The organism is Enterobacter cloacae complex sp. IR53030 (assembly GCF_049238365.1).
Taxonomy (GTDB): Bacteria; Pseudomonadota; Gammaproteobacteria; order Enterobacterales; family Enterobacteriaceae; genus Enterobacter; species Enterobacter kobei.
The window spans coordinates 124,854-144,033 of the sequence record NZ_JBMKHA010000009.1 but is presented as its reverse complement, the minus strand read 5'-3'; the positions used below and the strand labels follow the sequence as shown (position 1 = coordinate 144,033).

Below are 19,180 nucleotides of genomic sequence, written 5' to 3'. Positions count from 1 at the left end.
TGTGGTTACCAATAATATTTACCCTGCTTTTATTATCTGTATTTTTGTTGTTTTTCTTATCATTGTGGTAACTTTCTATATTGACTATCGAAAACATTCCGACCAGGTTGAACAAATATATAATCTGTTAATTAAGAGTAAATTGCTTAAGATCGAGGATTATCAGGCCTGGCAAAATCTTGGGTTTTGGGGATTTGGTTTTCGTGCCATGATTTTATCAAAGCTTTTGCGGGGTAAACGTATAAAAATTACAGGGTCGCGCTGGCTTGAACCACAATCATGCAAAGATATTCTGTCAAAGTTCGACGTGTCATGGATTAATGCATATAACAGAAAGGTTAAAATTGCCACGATTTTGTTTTTACTGCTTTTAATTCTTGCAAGTGTTAAAGATATTTAATTCTATTCTGAAAATTCAAATAATAATTTTGACTTACCCCCAAACGCCGCCGTTCTCACCCCCGAGAGCGGCAGCGTTTGAGCGCTAATCATACCAGCAGGAATACGCCATGCGATTCACGATTATTTCTACGAAACCCGGTCATCAGCCGCCGCAGAGCAGCTGTGATTTTTATGCCCCGGGCGGCACCATTGGGCGCGGTACGGATAACAATCTGGTGTTGCCGGACAATGACCGCACCATCTCGCGCCTGCAGGCCATTGTTCACGTTGACGCCAATGGTGAATGTCGCGTCACTAACCGTGGCAGCGTCACCCGCGTGGTATTAAATGATATTCCGCTGGAGCGGGGGCGTCAGGTTGAACTGCAGGATGGCGACATTCTCGGTATTGATGACTACCGTATCGAAGTGGCCGAACTTATCCACGACACGCAGCCGGTGAGCCGCATGGCCGCCAGCATGCAGCAGCAGGCGCATCCGACAGCCGCGCCAGCGCCAGCATCGCAACCGAAGCCTGCGAACCCTGCGCCACGCGGTAAAGCGGAACCAACTGCCGTGCCGTCGGAAATCTGGGATAGCCTGATGCAGGAGTTTTCCATCTCCGACAGCATCTCCAGCAACCGTGCAAAACCGCAGTCAGCGGCTTCGCAGGATCCGTTCTCTCAGCCTGCGGCGCCGGAGCGTAATGCTGAAGATCCGCTGGCGATGTTCAACGACAGCGATCCCACGCTTGAGCGTAAGAATGTCGACCCGGACACGCTGTTCGGCGAAGAAACGCTGTTCAAAAAAGAGAGCATTTTCGACGACGTGACGCCTTCCACGCTGGTGCCACCTGTTGAGACTCAACCCGCCCCTAAAGAAGAGGCGGTAGATGAACTCGATCCGCTGGCGCTATTTGGTGGCAAGGCCAGCGCGCCGGCTGCACGCAATGATGACCCGCTCGGGCTGATGGGCGGGGCGCCGTTAACCCATCCGGATGACATCACTGACGAAAAGCCAGCGCCTGAGCCTGAGCATGAGGAAGACGTCCTTGCCGGTTCCCCGCTTTTTGCCCCTGAGCCGCAGGAAACGCCGCGTGCAGAAGAGGAGCCGGTGAGACCAGATTACGCAGGTTTCACGATGCCTACGCCGCAGGCCGTTGCGCGCAGCAGCGCTCAGACCCCTAAGGGCCGACTGCGTATCGATCCGGTAAATAACGCTGCCTCCCCATCTGCTACCGCGAACACTGGAGAGAAGGGCGATGTGTTGCAGGGGGAACTGCTGCAGGCACTGCTGGAAGGGATGGGGCTGAGCGAAATGCAGCCTGTCCCGCAGTTTGACCGGGAAAATATGCGTCAGCTGGGGCAGATCCTCGGCATGTTCTCTCAGGGCACCGTGGCGCTGCTCTCCTCACGCTCTATTCTTAAACGCGGCGTAAAAGCCGATATGACCATGGTGCTGGACGATGCCAACAACCCGTTCAAGCTGTTGCCGACCGGGAAAACGGTTCTGATCCAGATGTTTGGCACCCCGATGCCGGGCTTTATGCCGCCAACGAAATCCGTGCGCGATGCGCTGATCGATCTGCAGGCGCACCAGCTGGGCATGATCTCCGGCATCCGCGCCATTATTGCTGCGATGCTGCAATCCTTTAATCCGGAACAACTGGAAGAGCAGGCGAAGCAAAACGGCATGACCTCGCGTCTGGCGCTGCCGGGCAGCCGTAAAGCCGCCCTGTGGGACTATTTTGTTCGCAGCTATGGCGAGACGGCGGGCGAGATTGAGGATGACTTCCACACCCTGTTCGGCGAAGCCTTCCTTCATGCGTATGACATGGAGGTGAATCAGTACAAAGACTCACAGAGCGGATCGGAAGACAAATGAATATCGCAACGGCTTCTCTCTCCCGCCAGGGGACGCGCGCCAGCAACCAGGATCAGACGGGAGAAACCATAGGGGAACGTTCAGCCTGCTTTGTCGTCTGTGACGGCATCGCTGGCCTGCCGGGCGGTGAGGTGGCCGCTGAACTGGCCCGCAACAGTATTATTTCCCGCTTCGATGGCGACAAACACCTTAACGCGCAGCATATCCGTGATTATGTGCAGACCGCGAATCGCACCATTCTCAGCGAACAGCAGGCCGTTCAGGATTATCGCCGGATGGGCACGACGCTGGTCAGCCTGTTTATTGACCGTGATTATGGCCTGGCCTACTGGGCGCATGCCGGAGACAGCCGTCTTTATCTGTTTCGCCGGGGATGGCTGTGGCATGTCACCACCGACCACAGCCTGGTGCAGCAGATGAAAGATGCCGGGCACCAGACCGACAACCTGAACAGTAATCTGCTCTATCTGGCGCTGGGGATTGAAAACGGTGGGCCGGAAGCGAGCTACAGCGATGTCGTGCAGGTCGAAGACGGCGATGCATTCCTGCTCTGCACCGACGGGTTCTGGCACGGCGTCAGCGAAGAGCAAATGAAGCAATCGCTGCATATGGTCAATACGCCCCAGGAATGGCTGACCTTAATGAACCAAATCATTCAAAAGAATGGCGAGCAGGAGGGGAATGCGCAGGATAACTACACCGCCCTGGCGGTATGGATGGGCAACCCTCAGGACACCACTTTGCTGCATACCCTCTCTGATGCAGCACAATTTCTTCCCTGCGGAACTGATTAGACACACAAGGAACGATATGAAACTTTGGCTATCGGGTTTGGCACTTCTGGCGGTGACCTCCACCGCGCAGGCTGAGAATTTCCGCATCGTGCAGTCTCCTGCGCAGAAGCTGGATATCTGGATCGACAACATCAAAGACAACACCCCGCAAAGCTGGTGTAAGCCGGAGGTGGCACTGCGCATCGTGGCGAACGGCAAGAAGGATGTCTCTGTGCTGGAAAACTTCGTGCCACGCCTTGGCTCACTGCTGGAACACCAGTGCAGCAAAGTGAACACGCTCAGCTGGACGCTCAACGATCCGGCGGGAACGACGCTGGCGCAAGGAACCGCCGCCAAAGCGCAGGAGTGGGCGCTGGTGGTGAAACAGCAGCAGGCGACGCCAGCCGTGACGACGACCACTGCCAGCGGCGCGTTAATGCCGCCGGATCAAAACGTTGCAACCCTTACGGTTGCCGCTGACCGGACGCCGTGGCAGGAGTTTACCCTCCAGGACGGCTGTCACCTGCGCACCTTCTGGGAAGGCGGCGCATCCGCACCTGCGCTCTTTATCCCGAATTCTGATACCACCCGCTGCGGCAATGGCAGCTGGCTCAGCGGTCACACCGTGATCTCCCAGTCCCGCAACGGCGGGCAAAAAGAGATGGCTGTGACGTACATTCATGGCTTCCCGGTCATGGGGCTGAATCAAAACGCTGACCCGGAAAACGCGCTGATCACCTCCGTCAACAAAGAGCGCATGGTGTTCAGCACCCCAAACAGCGACCAGAGCTGGATGATCCTGCCTTACGATAACGCGCTCAACGGCTGGAAAAGTAACGGCACGGTGGCAGTAGAGATTTCCCGTGAAACCGCCAGCGATGATGCAAAGCTGCAGGCGCGTATTGCGGCGGTGAAGAAAACCTGGAGCGCCTGGGTCGCACCCGGCACCTCACTGAATATCGTTCTGATTGACACCCTGCGCCCTCAGCTGCGCGATCCGGCCGTGGGCGCATGGCGCGCGGCGAATTAAGGAATGGTTATGAATACGCTCTATCAACAGCTGGCGGGTGAAACGCTCAATGACGCGCTGGCGCGTCTGGAAGCCGGGATCAAAGCCCGTCCGGCAGATGCCGACCTTCGCGCCGCGTTCGTGCAGTTTTTAACCCTCAGCGGCAACTGGACCCGGGCGCTGACCCAGCTGAAAAGCTGGCTGGCGCTGAAGCCTCAGGCGAAGCCGACCGTCACACTGCTGGAGCAGGCCATTCAGGGTGAGCTGCAGCGTGCGCAGGTGATGGCGGGCCAGGCGCGTCCGGCCATGCCTGAAACTCAGTGGCCGTGGCTGACCACGCTTGCCGCCGCGCTTAACGAAGAGGGCGAGCGCGCCCAGGCGTTGCGCCTGGAAGCCCTTGAACAGGCGCAGGCAACGGCGGGACACATCATCCTTGAAAACGAGGAGACGCAGGCGTTTGACTGGCTGATGGACGGTGATGCCCGTCTTGGTCCGGTGTGCGAAACCCTTGTTAACGGACGCTATTTCTGGCTGCCGTTTAACGCTATTGCGGAGATCCGTTTCCAGGCGCCCGCCAGCGTGACCGATCTGGTCTGGCGTCATGCGCTGGTCCGTCTTACCGACGGTACCGAGCAGGTGTGCCAGATCCCGGCGCGCTATCCTTTTGCGGCTGATGCCCAGGATGCGGTCAAACTGGGGCGCACTACCGAGTGGCATCCGCTTGATGAGAGCGGCACGCTGTATGAAGGGCTGGGTCAAAAAGCCTGGCTGAGCGAGCAAAGCGAAAGCCCGCTGCTGTCGTTAAGCCTCGTGACGTTTGCGACGGACGGAGCCGATGAGTAATCCCGCTGGCGAAGGCGATCTGCTGCGCAGCGGCTGGCAGGCCCGCAGCAAGCAGGATAAGGTGGGGGCGCGCGACAAAATGCAGCCCTCGCTGCTGGATCGCCTTACGGATAACGACCCGGAAAAAAAGCGTGAGCCAGCCAACAGTAATCTGATCACCCACGCTGCGCTGCGTCGCAATGTCCTGCGGGATCTGCAGTGGCTGTTTAATACCATCAACCATGATGCCTCCGGCGATCTGAGCGCCTTGCCGCAGGTGAGCCGCTCGGTGATCAACTTCGGCGTCGCGCCGCTCGCAGGTAAGCGAATGTCAGATATCGAATGGCACGATATCCAGCGCAAGCTCACCGAGGCCATCATCAATTTTGAACCGCGCATTTTGCCGCAGGGATTGCAGGTGCGCTGCGTGTCGGATACCTCCTCGCTGGATCTGCACAACGTGCTCTCCATTGAGATAAAAGGGCGTTTATGGTGTGTGCCGTACCCGCTGGAGTTTCTGTTTCGCACCGATGTCGATCTGGAAAACGGCCATTTTGAACTGAAAGATGCGGGGTAATCATGGAAAGTAAACTGCTCGAATACTACAACCGTGAGCTGGCCTACCTGCGTGAAATGGGGGCCGAGTTTGCCGAGCGCTACCCAAAAGTCGCCGGACGACTGGGCATGCGCGGCATTGAAGTGGCGGACCCGTACACGGAACGCCTGATGGAAGGTTTCGCTTTTCTGACCTCCCGCGTGCAGATGAAAATGGATGCCGAGTTTCCGCGTTTCTCCCAGCGTCTGCTGGAGATGATCGCGCCGAATTACCTCGCGCCAACCCCATCAATGGCGATTGCGCAAATCGAGCCCGACAGCAGCCGGGGCGATCTGAGCAATGGCTTTATTGTGCCACGCGGCACCATGATGGACAGCCTGGCGCTGAAAAAGACCGGCGTAACCTGCAGCTATACTACGGCGCACGAGGTTAATCTGCTGCCGCTGAAAATTGACAACGTGGAGCTGGGCGGCGTGCCTGCTGACCTGCCGCTGGCACAGCTGGGGTTAAGCCAGCGGGGAATCAACAGCGCGTTGCGGATCCGCATTGCCTGCGACGGCCCGCAAAACCTCGGCCATCTGAATTTCGACCAGCTGACGTTTTTCCTCAGCGGCCCGGACATTGAAGCGCTGAAGCTGCTGGAGCTGGTGATGGAACATCACGCCGGAATAGTCTGCCAGACGGTCAGCCCGCAACCTCAGCGACAGCTGCTGGCGTCGGATGCCCTGTGTCAGGAGGGCTTTGCCGCGGATCAGGCACTGCTCCCGGACGATCTGCGCAACTTTGACGGTTATCGTCTGCTGCAGGAGTATTTCGCGTTTCCAGCCCGTTTCCGCTTTATCAGCCTGAGCGGCCTGAGCACGCTGATCCAGCGCTGTGAAGGCGAAAAAGCCTTCGATATCTTCATCCTGCTGGATAAATCAGATGAACAGCTGGAGCGCGTGGTGGATGCCAGCCATCTGGCGCTGCACTGCACGCCAGTCATCAACCTGTTCCCGAAGGTGGCGGCGCGTCAAAAGCTGAATGAAGGCCAGCACGAATACCATCTGGTGGTCGATAACATCCGCCCGCTGGATTATGAAATTTACGCGGTGAATAAAATCTTCGGCAGCGCGGACGGTCAGCGTGACGACCAGACGTTTCGTCCTTTCTGGAGCACCTGGAGCGGGGACGCGGGCAACTACGGAGCCTATTTTTCCCTGCGCCGGGAACAGCGCGTGCTCTCTGAGCATGCCCAGCGCTACGGCACCCGTACCGGCTATATCGGTTCAGAGGTGTTTGTTTCGCTGGTGGATGAACAGCACGCCCCGTGGCAGGAAAACCTGCGCTACATCTCTGCCGAGGTGCTCTGCACCAGCCGCGACCTGCCGCTGATGCTACAGCAGGAGCTTGGGCAGTTCATCATGGCCGACTCCATGCCGGTGAAATCGTTGACCCTGCGTAAAGGCCCGACGCCACCGCGTCCGGCGCTGGCAGAAGGGTTCAGCACCTGGCGGCTTATCAGCCAGCTGCAGATGAACTACCTCAGCCTGATGGACAGCGAGAATGAAGAGGGGGCTGCCGCGCTTCGCCAGCTGTTAGGGCTGTATGCCAACCTGGCCGAAACGGCCGTGGCGCGTCAGGTGGAGGGGGTTCGCCACTGCGTGCTGGAGCCGGTTCACCGCCGCGTGCCTGAACCCGGTCCGGTCGTTTTCGCCCGCGGAATCGGCATTACCCTGACCGTAGACGAGCGGGCGTTTTCCGGTGCCAGCCCGTGGCTTTTCGGCAGCGTGCTGGAACGCCTGTTTGCCCGGCTGGTATCCATCAACAGCTTTACTGAGTTCACCCTGAAGAGTCAGCAGCGCGGCGAGATCGGCTACTGGGCACCGAGAATGGGTAAAAGGGCGCTGGTATGAGTGACGCTGCCACTGCACCGCTGCGCGTGCATCGCCTGACGAAACTGCCGGAGACGTTCTGGCACGGGGTCCGTCAAACGCCCTGGCGCTACGATCTGTTTCAGCTGTTAAGGCGTATTGATGCCCAGGGAGGCGAACGCTACCCGCTGGGACGCGCGCCGCTGCCGAAATTTGAGCCGCTGCGCATCGGCCAGCAGCCGTCGATGAGCTTTGCGCCGTCGACGCTGGCCGAGGTTAGCCTGCGGGAAGAGAGCGGGCTGCATGAGGTGTCTATCCTCAGCTTCGGGCTGTTTGGTCCGAACGGCCCGCTGCCGGTTCACATGACCGAATATGCCCGCGAGCGTATTCATCATCATCAGGACACCAGCCTGAGCGCGTTTGTCGATCTGTTTCATCATCATCTGACGCTGCTGTTTTACCGCGCCTGGGCGGATGCGCAGCCTGCCGTCTCCCTTGATCGCGCTGACAACAAACGCTTTGAGGGCTACCTGGCCTCGCTGATTGGCATGGGACAACCGGGGCAGATGAATAAAGGCAGCCTGAGCGCCCATGCCCGCTTTACCCACGCCGGGCATCTGACCCGTCACGGTCGGGATCCGGAGGGGCTGGAGAAGATCCTGCGCAACTATTTTAACGCCCCGGTCAGGCTGGTAAGCAACGTGCCGCAGTGGATGCCGCTCTCCACGCGTGAGCAGGCGCAGCTTGGCGCAGGACGCCGTATGCCGCGCATGGGGGAATCCGCCTTTCTTGGCGTCGCCGTCCGCGACGTGCAGCATAAGTTTCGTATTGAAATCGGCCCGCTGAGCGCTGAAGAGTACAACCGGTTTTTACCTGGCGAAGCGTGGGTCACCGAACTGCGCGACTGGGTGCGCCAGTACATTGGGGTGGAGTTTGAATGGGAAACGCGGGTGATCCTGCATGAAGACGCGGTGCAGGGTACCTCCCTCGGCAGCAATGGGCAATTAGGCTACAACACCTGGCTGGGCCTTCAGCCGCAGCCTGTCCCGCGTGGCGATCTGGTCTATCGCGCAGAGCGGTAATCCTTCCGTATACCGAATCATTGTTAATGGAAACTAACATGTCAGAAATTAGCCGTGCCGTGCTCTTCGGCAAACTGGATACGCTGTTATTTACCTCGCTGGAAAGCGCGACTGCCTTCTGCAAGCTGCGCGGTAACCCCTATGTTGAGCTGGTGCACTGGCTGCATCAACTGATGCAACAGCAGGATGGCGATTTGCAGCAGGTCATCCGCCACTTTGCCCTCGACGAACAGCAACTGACGCGCGATATCGTGGCCGCGCTGGATGCGCTGCCGCGCGGCGCGAGTTCCGTTTCCGATCTCTCCGAACATATCGACAGCGCCGTAGAGCGCGCCTGGGTCTATGGCTCGCTGAAGTTTGGCGTCAGCCGCATACGTGGCGGCCATTTGCTGATCGGCCTGCTCAAAACCTGGAACCTGGCAAACGTGCTGAAAAGCATTTCGGCGCAGTTCACCCGTCTTAACGTCGAGGTGCTGATCGAGCAGTTCGATACGGTTTGCGCCAACAGCAAAGAGACGCAGCAGGCCGCGGCCACCGTCGAGGCGCCAGCGGGTGCGGTACCGGCAGCGCAGGGTACGCTGGCTCAGTACGGCCAGGATCTCACCGCCCGCGCCCGCGAAGGGAAGATTGACCCGGTAGTCGGGCGTGATGAAGAGATCCGCCAGATGGTCGATATCCTGATGCGTCGCCGCCAGAACAACCCGCTGCTGACCGGTGAGGCCGGAGTCGGGAAAACGGCGGTGGTGGAAGGGCTGGCGCTGCGTATCGCCGATGGCGACGTGCCGGAGCCGCTGCAAAATATTCAGCTGTGGCTGCTGGATATCGGCATGCTGCAGGCTGGCGCAGGCATGAAGGGCGAGTTTGAAGCCCGTCTGCAGGCATTGATCAACGAGGTTCAGTCCAGCGCCACGCCGATTATTCTGTTTATCGATGAGATCCACACCCTGATTGGCGCAGGCGGCCAGCAGGGGACCGGAGATGCGGCGAACCTGCTGAAGCCCGCTCTGGCGCGCGGACAGCTGCGTACCATCGGCGCCACCACCTGGGCGGAATACAAAAAGTACATCGAGAAAGATCCGGCGCTGACCCGTCGTTTCCAGACGGTGCAGGTTCACGAGCCGGACGAAACGAAAGCCATTCTGATGCTGCGCAGTACCGTATCGCCGCTGGAGACTCACCACCAGGTGCTGCTGCTCGACGAAGCGGTCAGCGCGGCGGTGAAGCTGTCGCATCGCTATATCCCGGCGCGTCAGCTGCCGGATAAAGCCGTTGCGCTGCTCGACACCGCCTGTGCCCGCGTGGCGGTCAGCCAGAGCGCGCCACCGGCGCAACTGGAAGATTGCCTGCGCCATCTTGTCGCGCTGGACGTGGAGATTGAGATAGCCGAACGCGAAGCGCGCGTTGGTGCAGGCCTTTATGAGCGCGTAACGGCGTTAATCACAGAACGTGATGCGTACGAAAGCAAACGTGAAGCCCTGACCCAGCGCTGGGAAGAAGAGCGCGGTCTGGTGCAGGAGATTATCCGCCTGCGCGCCGCGCTGTTTGCCGCGGGCGAGGAGGAGTCCGCCGGGCTGCATAGCCAGCTGGCGGAACAGCAGCAGGCGCTGAAAACGTTGCAGGGCGATGAGCCGCTGCTGTTTGCGGCGGTAGATGAAAACGTGGTTGCCGCAGTGGTTTCCGACTGGACCGGGATCCCGCTGGGGCGGATGGTGAAAAACGAGATCGACGCGGTGCTGAATCTCGCCGACACGCTTAACCAGCGTGTTATCGGCCAGCGTCACGGTCTGGATCTCATTGCCCGTCGCGTGAAAACCTCGCGGGCAAAACTCGACGATCCCAACAAACCGGTGGGCGTCTTTATGCTTTGCGGCCCGTCCGGCGTCGGTAAAACGGAAACCGCGCTGGCGCTTGCGGAATCGCTGTACGGCGGCGAGCAGAACGTTATCACCATCAACATGAGTGAGTTCCAGGAAGCGCACACCGTTTCCACCTTAAAAGGTGCGCCGCCGGGCTACGTCGGGTATGGTGAAGGCGGTGTGTTAACCGAGGCCGTGCGCCGCCGTCCGTATAGCGTAGTGCTGCTGGATGAAATTGAAAAAGCGCACCCGGACGTCCACGAAATCTTCTTCCAGGTCTTTGACAAAGGCTGGATGGAGGACGGTGAGGGACGCCACATCGATTTCCGCAACACCATTATTATTCTGACGTCCAACGTTGGCACTGACCTGATCAGCGCTATGTGTGCCGATCCGGAACTGATGCCGGAACCGGACGCCTTAAGCGGCGCGCTGCGCCAGCCGCTGCTGGAGGTGTTTCCGCCTGCGCTGCTGGGCCGCCTGCTGGTGGTGCCGTATTACCCGCTCAGCGACGCGATGCTGGGGCAGATTGTTCGCCTGCAGCTCAAGCGCATTCAGCGTCGTCTGGAAGAGAATCACAATATCATTTCTGAGTTTGACGACAGCGTGGTGGAACAGATTGTTCAGCGCTGTACCGAGGTGGAGTCTGGTGGCCGCATGGTAGATGCTATTTTGACCAACACCCTGCTGCCTCAGATGAGCCAGATCTTACTTACCGCCAGCCGCAGCGACGAGCAGTACCGACGTCTGCATGTCACCTGCGAGCAGGGCGAGTTTCACTGTCAGTTTGCCGCGTAATAATCATCAAGAGAACTGTAAAAGATGACGGATAATGATAACAATCGGACTGTCCCAAACGCGCTCCCGGTCGGGTACCGCTTCAACGAGTTTGAAATCAAAGAGGTGATCGGCGGCGGCGGTTTTGGCATCGTTTATCGCGCGTGGGATCACCAGCTCGAACGCACTATCGCTATCAAAGAATTTATGCCTTCCTCGCTCGCCGTGCGCGGCGACGACATGACCCTGGTGCTGCGCAGCGAGCGCTTTGGCAAAGCGTTTTCCGCAGGCCTGAACAGCTTCATTCAGGAAGCCCGTCTGCTGGCGCGCTTTAACCACCCGAACCTGCTGCATGTCCTGCGTTTCTGGGTGCAAAATGACACGGCATACATGGGTACGCTGTTTTACAGCGGCACCACGCTTTCGCGCCTGCGCGAAGAAAAACCGGAGCTGATCAACGAGGCCTGGATCCGCCGCACGCTGCCGATGCTGTTTGGCGCCATCAAGACCATCCACGACGAAGGCTATCTGCACCGTGATATCTCGCTGGATAACATCCAGATCCAGGATAACGGCCTGCCGGTACTGCTTGATTTCGGCTCCGCGCGCCGCACCATCGGTAACCTTTCTGACGAAACGGAAACCATGCTGCGACCGGGTTTTGCACCGATCGAGCAGTACACCGACGACAACGAAAGCGAGCAGGGCCCGTGGACGGATATTTACGCCCTCGGCGCCGTGCTGCGTACCCTGATCGTGGGTTCTCCGCCGCCGGTGAGCGTGGTGCGTTCTATTCAGGATACCTGCAAGCCGCTGGTGGAAATTATGCCGCAGGGCTATTCCATCCCGCTGCTGCAGGCCATCGACCGCGCGCTGGCGCTGCACATGGAAGACCGTCCGCAGTCTATCGACGAATTCGCCGCGCTGATCGAGATGCCGGTTGCGGGCATAAACGATGTGCTGACGGCGAAAAAACCGGGCACCATGCTGGTACCGGTGGAAGAGGAAAAGCCGGCTTCAGCACTCGACTGGCGTCGTTACAAAATCCCGGGCATGGTTGCCGCAGGCGTGCTGGTGGGTGTGGTAGCCGGAGCGATGCTGTTCAGCGGTGGCAAGGATGCGCCAGAGCAGGCTGCGCAGGCACCCGCAGAGACGCGTCCGACGGAAACCGCCGCGAACGCGCCAGACGTGAAGCCAGAAACGGCGAAGGTGAGCGAGCAGGCGACGGCGCAACAGACGCCACCGCCTGTCGAGAGCCCTGTTGCGCTGGTCTATATCCGTATCCAGGACGGCGAAACGCTGAAAGTGAACGGCGAGCCAAAAGCGCTGCGTCCGGCGACCAACGGCTATGCATCGCTCAAGCTGCCCGCCGGTGAGGCGAAGATTGAACTGCAGGGCAACGGGAGAACGCGCAGCCAGACGCTGGATATTGCCAAGCCGGGCACCTGGCTGGTGAATCCGTAAGTCAGTCAGGAACAGGGAACAGGACGGAGCGAATGTATAACATTAAGTTTGTCTATCTTTTCAGCGAGAACGTCTCGCCGGCGCTTTTTGCGAAAATTATCCGCCCGTCCGTCGCCGGGCAGTGGATTATGTCGGTGCCCGACAATTCGCTGCGCTCGCTGTTCACGCGCTACGATTTGCTGCGAACCATCACCGGTGCGAATCCCTATCAGTCCGGGCGCGATACGCGCAAGCTGATCGCGCAGGATCTTGATATGGGCAGAATCGTTGCGATTGACGAGAGCTTCCGCAGCTGGTCATCGGTAACGGAAATTTTTTACATCAATGCCAAAGGGCGGCTTCAGGCCGCCTCGCTCACCGGGCTGGGCTGGTACCCGGTAAGCACTATCGTCGATCGTTACGAAACGATGGTGCGCACCTATGGTTCCCGCCCTGCGCCAACGGAGCTGCCAACTCAGGTGGTGAAATCCAAAGCGGCGCAGGTGCCTGACCAGCCAACGCCTGGCAAAGATGGTAAAACCTATGCGGCGCAGCTGCAGAATATGACCAAAGCCGAACGCTGGCAGGCTCGTAAGGACCTGATTGCGAAGGGCAGCAACAGTCTCTACCCGGATGCGCAGATCGCGGCTAAGCGGTTAGCGGCGAATAACATTGCCGTGGAGAAAGCCAAGCTTGCGGAAAATGTTTATAAGACCGTAAACCCGCTGGAAACGACGCCGGGTGTGCCGGAGGGGTGGACGGATATTAGTAATGATGCCGCCGCGCTGAAGAAGCTTGGGCTAAACCGCAAAGTACTATTCGACAATACCGCCTCGCCTGATTTTCTGGCCCGCGTATATCAACCCGATCCCGAGGTGTTTGGTCGCGATATGAATCCAACGCTCGTGTTCAGAGGATCGCGGCAGCCCGAGTTCTTCCCCATGAAAAACATGGCTGACTGGAAAAATAACGGTGCCCAGGGGCTCGGCATGGCGTCAGATTATTACAAAAGAGCGGTGGGGCTCGGCGAACAGCTCTCTAAATCCGGTCAACAAGTGGACATTGCGGGTCACTCTCTGGGGGGCGGATTAGCCTCTGCTACCGCGATGGCCAGCGGTATGCCGGGATGGACCTTCAACGCGGCCGGTCTGCATTCGGGTACCGTGGAGAAATACGGCGGCAGCCTGCTGGGCAGTACGGAAAATATTCAGGCCTACCGTGTTGAAGGTGAACTGCTGACAAAAATTCAGGAAGTTAACCTTTGGGAAGATTTCAAAACGGTAAAAGGACACATACCGGCACTGATAGCCAAAGAAGAACTTTCTGCCGTCATGCCGAACGCTGCTGGAATTGCACACGACCTCCCGGGGGGAACAGGAGGTGCTCTGGATCGCCATGGTATCGATCAGGCGATTAAGTGTATTGAGCAACAGAAGGATGAAGACATCGCAATCATCGGGAGTCGCGCGTGAAATCATTGATTACTGGCTGGATAGCGCTTTGTTTAATGTTTATGGTTCAGGGGTGCAAGCAAAATATGGATTTAAAACCAGACAACTACTTCAGCGGACAGCAGCTCACCTTAGCGCGTGCCATTGAAGCCGGTGAAGTGAATGAGGTAACTCAGTTAGCTTCGCAAACGGATCTTAATACACCCGGTAAAGAGGACATGACGCTGCTGTTTTGGGCGGTGATGAACTCAATTAACGATAAGAAAACACCCGAGCAGTTAAAAATTATTACCGCGCTGGTCAAAGCGGGGGCAGATCCGCTGCAGCCAAGGCCTAAGGGAGAGAGCAGTCCGGCCGAATATGTGCTGAAAGCGGACAGTGGAGTCTGGATAAAGGCGATGCTGGAGGGCGGATTATCGCCGGATGCCAGGGATAAAACGTTTGGAGAGCCGATTCTCTTCGAAACCCTCGAAGCAAAAAACACCGATACCCTGCAGGCGATGCTTGATGATGGCGCGGATATCAATATTACCAATTCACTGGGTAATACGTTGCTGATCGCTGCGCTCGATTTCCACTCTTACGATCATGTCATGCTTCTGCTGGAGCGTGGTGCCAACGCAGAGATCAAGGCGGATAATGGCTGGACAATGGCTAATCAGCTGCAGCGGTATCTGAACCGGGCGAAAGAGGGCAGCGACGAATATCAAAAACTCACTGAAATTAAAGACGCGCTTATTCAGCATGGCGGTAAATGGCCTCCTGCGCCGGTGAATAAGTGATGACGTTAAACAGTGCGTTTCCTGAGCAATAATGAGTCTTAAAAAGCGGCAGATAAAAGTAAGCTTCATACTTTAAATTTAGGTGCTATGGCTGCAAAAGAGTTTGAAACGACTGATGAAGAGCTTGCCCGGCATCTGTCAAATGTAAACTACATCGCTTCGCAGATGGCTTATGGGTTAAAGGTGACCCTTCCACATGAACAAGATAATGAATATCTGAAAAGGCAAAAGCGGTATCGAAATTAAGCTGACGGTGATTTGCGCATCTCCTAAAACATCTGGTCATAAATCTCCTCTTTGTTAACACTTTTTATTTAGCATAAACCATTACGGAATACAGATTATGCTCAACCGAATTACAGTCCAGCTCCCGGTCGAGGGGCTGCTCTTCTGGAAACTTTCAGGCCGCGAGGCGATGTCCGAGTCGTTCGCCCTGACGCTGACCCTGCTCGGCACGGATGCACGCATTGACCGCAGCAAATTGCTCGGCCAGCCGGTCACGGTGACCATTCCGACGCAGAACCTGCTCTCCTCCCGCTACATCAACGGCAAAGTCACGCGCGTGGCGGTCAGCGCCGTTGAGCTGACGGGCACCCGCTATGCGGTGTACCAGCTGACGGTGGAGCCGGACCTGTGGCCGATGAAGCGCGACCGTAACCTGCGTATTTTCCAGGGCCAGACGGTGCCGCAGATTGTGAAAACCCTGCTGGCTGAACATCAGGTCAACGTGGAGGATAAACTTACCGGCAGCTACCGGGTGTGGGACTACTGCGTGCAGTATCAGGAGTCGAGCCTGGACTTCATCAGCCGCCTGATGGAGCTGGAAGGGATTGCCTATCACTTCAGCCACGAGGCCGACAAGCACACCCTGGTGCTCACCGACGCCGCCACCCAGCATCAGCCGTTCAGCGGCTATGAGGTCATTCCTTACCACCAGACGCCGTCCGGCGGCAGTACGGATGAAGAGGGCATCAGCCAGTGGGCGCTTGAGGACAGCGTGACGCCGGGGATTTACAGCCTCGACGACTATGACTTCCGCAAGCCGAACGCGTGGCTGTTCCAGGCCCAGCAGAACCCGGCGTCGCCGAAGCCGGGCAGCATTGACGTCTACGACTGGCCGGGACGCTTTGTGGAGACCGGGCATGCGGAGTTTTACGCCCGCATTCGCCAGGAGCGCTGGCAGGTTGAGCACCAGCAGATTCAGGCCACCGCCACGGCGGCGGGGATTGCGCCGGGCCACACCTTCACCCTGACCAACGCGCCGTTCTTCAGCGATAACGGCGAGTATCTGGTGACGGCGGCGGGCTACCACTTCGAAGAGAACCGCTACGCCAGCGGGGAAGGTGAAACTGTTCACAGGACCGATTTCACGGTCATCCCGGCGTCGGTCTCTTATCGCCCGGCGCAGAGCACGGCGTGGCCGCGCACCTACGGCCCGCAGACCGCGAAGGTGGTGGGCCCGAACGGCGAGAGTATCTGGACCGACAAATACGGTCGCGTGAAGGTGAAGTTCCACTGGGACCGTCTGGCGAAGGGGGATGACACCAGCTCCTGCTGGGTGCGCGTGTCGAGCGCGTGGGCGGGCCAGGGCTACGGCGGGGTGCAAATCCCGCGCGTCGGCGACGAGGTGGTGGTGGACTTTATCAATGGTGACCCGGACCGTCCGATTATTACCGGGCGCGTGTACAACGACGCGAGCATGCCGCCGTGGGCGCTGCCTGCCGCCGCGACGCAGATGGGCTTTATGAGCCGGACGAAAGACGGCTCCGTGGACAATGCCAACGCCCTGCGCTTTGAGGATAAAGCAGGTGCAGAGCAGGTGTGGATCCAGGCCGAGCGCAACATGGACACCAGCGTTAAAAATGATGAAACGCACAGCGTCGGCGGCGAGCGCAGCCATTACGTGAAGAAAAATGAACTGCATCGCGTGGAAGCGAATCAGACGCAGGCTGTCAAAGGTGGGACTGAGATCCTGACCGGCAAAGGCAAGCTGGATGCGGCGGTGGAGCAGTACGTCATTGCTTCCGGGACGAAGCTGCGGCTGGTCTCAGGGGAAAGCGCCATTGAGCTGAATGCTAACGGCAAGATTAACCTGATCGGTAAAGAGTTTAACTTCTTCGTGGAAGGGGATGGTTATATCACCACGGGCGGTAAGCTGCACCTGAATACCTCGGGAACCAAGCCGGGCACCACGGCACCGGGATCGGGGCATAAAGGGGATATTGATGCGGCGGTGCAGGCGAAATTTACGCCAAAAGATGAGTAAGGCCGGTGCGGTACTTATCGCATTATTAACGACGGGAATGGCTGAAGGAGGCGCTCAGAAAAAGGATCTTTGGATGTTCATTTCCGGGATGAGCGCATCACTCAGATCATTATCCGTTACAAGCCTAAGCAATGCGCCGTTGTCATTTAAGATCACCAGACAAAATGAATATATCAATTTCTACAAAGCTGACGATTTCAAACTGGATGATGGAACGAGCATTACCGAAATTGGTTTACGTTTAAGCAAAGATAACGGCGACATGGCGCCTTTACTGAATTTTTCACCGTCAGGTCAATGCATAACGCTTGATACCGTTAAAATGCACTTTCCGCAACTGGTGCTCACTGACTATCCGCAAGGCCGCTCTGAGAATGAAGTGACCAGTTATACCGCGCCAAAAGACAGTAATGGACAAAAGGTGAGCTTCAGTTTCACCGTGAAAAAACCTGACTGTCTGGATTCTGTCGTCATAAGCGACGAATAAGAAACACAGTTCCCATGTCCTGACGGGGTTTCCAGTGGTGAGAAGCCCGATATACATTCATTAAATGACAATTAATGTGAAAAAACACACTCCGGTATTTCTTTTTTCTGCCCTGATGTTGACCTGTCTGAGCAGCAATGTGGTTTTGGCTCAGGTGATGCCTTCCGTTCTGACAAAACGGGATTTTTCTGTGCAGATTAAAGACCAGCCTGTCGCATTGGGCGACAGATGGATTCCTGATATTGCCCGTAAAATTGACGTGCCGTTGAAAGGCCATTTTGTCGGTGAAGTTCCTTTTGACGGAACAAACTATAAATTCTACCAGCATCAAAAGGCTGGGTTAGAAATATTCAGTTCCAATCTCTGGTGGGATAAAGCAGAAAGAAGCGTTGACGATTATATCGTGTCCCAGATTACGCTGACTGCCTCAGATATTTTAACGCCGCGTGGCGTTCATGTGGGTTCAACAATCAGAGAGCTGAACAATGCGTACGGCGATGGTCAGTTCGAAAATGATTCCGGGGAGAAGTGGATTTCCTATGAATTGGGTAAGAAATTGCTCTCTTTTAAGGTTATAGACAGTCAGGTGGTGAAAATAACCATGAATTACGAAAATGGTACTTCAGAGTGATTTATGACCAAAAAATATTTGGCAGTCGCATTGTTCACCGCTTTATTGACAGGCGTCGTTGAAACGTCATCGGCGCTTGAATTATCGCAATACAATAAGCTTGATACGGTGAGCCGCATCGTTAACGACAGCGAAGTGACAGACAGTCTCAGGAAGACGCTAGGAAATCATTACCAGACCTTTATTGATAACTTTGATGTCTTTGGTGAACCGCATACCACCACAGGTGGCGGATTGTTTGTTGAAGGCTGGCTAAAGGATCTCTACCTGGAGAATGCGTCAGCGCTGGTCATCTATCCTGACGGCAAAATCTTTGCGGCCTGGGTGGTTCCGGAGTCGGACGTTATTCATTACCAGTCTTCAGATAATAGTCCGGTTATTCATGCCGATATTCAGCAATGGGCTGCCAGATTCAATACGCTGCAGTTTGAATCGAACAGCCAATCAGGACTCGCCTTTGACGGGGTATGGGCAGGCGAGTTCGGGAGCGACTCGACGTTAACCCTGCAGTTAGCTCGGTCAGGCAACCGTATCACCGGCTCTTATTGCTATATCTCCCGGAAAGGAAACCGCATTGATTGCCCCGAGGATGATGAGCGTAATCTTAGCGGTACGATTGCTGGCAATCGTGCCACTGTTGAGTTCAATTCATCGTTTGGCGGTGTAGGTGGGCGGGCTGCTCTGGAAGTAAAGGGGAATGAAATGGAATGGCGTTTAGTAACGCCTCCTCAACATGGCAATGATTATGCTCCGCTGCGTTATACATTACATAAAGCCGATTCGGATCATCACGCTGAATCCAGAAAACTGGAAACCGAAAAATTCGCTATTTCTTTGATAAACAAGTGCGGCCATTTCGAGAGCGAATGTGCCCAGATGGTTTATCTCGGCGTGCGCAAAAGCGATAACAGCACGATCTCCTTAAGGGGAAAAACGTTGCGCGACTCCGCAGGTAAAATAATCGGCTCAACGTACAAGAATGGCGAAATCGTTTATACCGTGACGTATGCACCCGCGAAACTGGTTGTCAGCAAAGGCAGCCAGGTTTTAGTCGAACAGTCAGGTCAATGGCGTAAATAATAAAACAGCCAGCCCAAAGGGCCAGCATGGATTGGCCTTCTTGTTTCT

Annotated in this window: 16 protein-coding genes and 1 pseudogene; all 17 read left to right on the top strand. The window is 56.8% G+C overall.

The genetic code is table 11. The features are described 5' to 3' along the window. Position 1 precedes the first annotated feature (1 nt). The 17 genes and pseudogenes from ACOTXR_RS11810 to ACOTXR_RS11730 all read left to right on the top strand — a co-directional run bounded on the left by ACOTXR_RS11810 (position 2) and on the right by ACOTXR_RS11730 (position 19,132). Positions 2 to 400, top strand: coding sequence for a hypothetical protein (locus ACOTXR_RS11810; protein ID WP_023330608.1), 399 nt, complete (start codon positions 2 to 4; stop codon positions 398 to 400). 109 nt (positions 401 to 509) lie between these two features. Then, positions 510 to 2,264 carry a type VI secretion system-associated FHA domain protein TagH gene (tagH, locus tag ACOTXR_RS11805; protein ID WP_057057963.1) on the top strand — a complete coding sequence of 585 codons (1,755 nt, stop codon included), beginning with the start codon at positions 510 to 512 and terminating at the stop codon, positions 2,262 to 2,264. Continuing rightward, a complete protein-coding gene (locus ACOTXR_RS11800) occupies positions 2,261 to 3,058 on the top strand; it encodes a PP2C family protein-serine/threonine phosphatase (protein ID WP_014884226.1) in 798 nt (265 codons plus the stop codon). Before tagH ends, ACOTXR_RS11800 begins: the two co-directional genes overlap by 4 nt. Before the next feature lie 16 nt (positions 3,059 to 3,074). Further along, a complete protein-coding gene (locus ACOTXR_RS11795) occupies positions 3,075 to 4,067 on the top strand; it encodes a hypothetical protein (protein ID WP_063861456.1) in 993 nt (330 codons plus the stop codon). 9 nt (positions 4,068 to 4,076) lie between these two features. After that, a complete protein-coding gene (locus tag ACOTXR_RS11790; RefSeq protein ID WP_149410172.1) occupies positions 4,077 to 4,889 on the top strand; it encodes a type VI secretion system accessory protein TagJ in 813 nt (270 codons plus the stop codon). Next, on the top strand, positions 4,882 to 5,445 hold the full coding sequence (gene tssE, locus ACOTXR_RS11785) for a type VI secretion system baseplate subunit TssE (RefSeq protein ID WP_014884223.1): 564 nt from the start codon (positions 4,882 to 4,884) through the stop codon (positions 5,443 to 5,445). Before ACOTXR_RS11790 ends, tssE begins: the two co-directional genes overlap by 8 nt. Positions 5,446 to 5,447: 2 nt before the next feature. Beyond that, positions 5,448 to 7,319, top strand: a complete 1,872-nt coding sequence (gene tssF / locus ACOTXR_RS11780; RefSeq protein ID WP_032636246.1) for a type VI secretion system baseplate subunit TssF — start codon at positions 5,448 to 5,450, stop codon at positions 7,317 to 7,319. Next, positions 7,316 to 8,359 (top strand): type VI secretion system baseplate subunit TssG, encoded by a 1,044-nt coding sequence (gene tssG / locus ACOTXR_RS11775; RefSeq protein WP_222834555.1) that lies wholly within the window; start codon positions 7,316 to 7,318, stop codon positions 8,357 to 8,359. The genes tssF and tssG overlap by 4 nt, the downstream gene beginning before the upstream one ends. Positions 8,360 to 8,397: 38 nt before the next feature. Then, on the top strand, positions 8,398 to 11,013 hold the full coding sequence (tssH, locus tag ACOTXR_RS11770; protein ID WP_149410173.1) for a type VI secretion system ATPase TssH: 2,616 nt from the start codon (positions 8,398 to 8,400) through the stop codon (positions 11,011 to 11,013). Between the two features lie 24 nt (positions 11,014 to 11,037). Continuing rightward, a complete protein-coding gene (locus ACOTXR_RS11765) occupies positions 11,038 to 12,456 on the top strand; it encodes a serine/threonine protein kinase (RefSeq protein WP_048996364.1) in 1,419 nt (472 codons plus the stop codon). A gap of 32 nt (positions 12,457 to 12,488) precedes the next feature. Further along, positions 12,489 to 13,907, top strand: coding sequence for a phospholipase A(1) (locus tag ACOTXR_RS11760; protein ID WP_047026997.1), 1,419 nt, complete (start codon positions 12,489 to 12,491; stop codon positions 13,905 to 13,907). A gap of 35 nt (positions 13,908 to 13,942) precedes the next feature. Then, positions 13,943 to 14,668 (top strand): ankyrin repeat domain-containing protein, encoded by a 726-nt coding sequence (locus tag ACOTXR_RS11755; RefSeq protein WP_198924575.1) that lies wholly within the window; start codon positions 13,943 to 13,945, stop codon positions 14,666 to 14,668. A gap of 60 nt (positions 14,669 to 14,728) precedes the next feature. Continuing rightward, positions 14,729 to 14,914, top strand: a pseudogene (locus ACOTXR_RS11750) (immunity protein Tsi6 family protein); the annotation flags it as partial. 97 nt (positions 14,915 to 15,011) lie between these two features. Then, a complete protein-coding gene (locus tag ACOTXR_RS11745) occupies positions 15,012 to 16,934 on the top strand; it encodes a type VI secretion system Vgr family protein (protein WP_045134156.1) in 1,923 nt (640 codons plus the stop codon). Next, a complete protein-coding gene (locus tag ACOTXR_RS11740; protein ID WP_072205406.1) occupies positions 16,927 to 17,421 on the top strand; it encodes a hypothetical protein in 495 nt (164 codons plus the stop codon). The genes ACOTXR_RS11745 and ACOTXR_RS11740 overlap by 8 nt, the downstream gene beginning before the upstream one ends. A gap of 76 nt (positions 17,422 to 17,497) precedes the next feature. After that, entirely contained in the window at positions 17,498 to 18,052 is a 555-nt protein-coding gene (locus tag ACOTXR_RS11735) for a hypothetical protein (RefSeq protein WP_072205409.1), read from the top strand. 3 nt (positions 18,053 to 18,055) lie between these two features. Then, on the top strand, positions 18,056 to 19,132 hold the full coding sequence (locus ACOTXR_RS11730) for a hypothetical protein (RefSeq protein WP_023338411.1): 1,077 nt from the start codon (positions 18,056 to 18,058) through the stop codon (positions 19,130 to 19,132). Positions 19,133 to 19,180 lie beyond the last annotated feature (48 nt).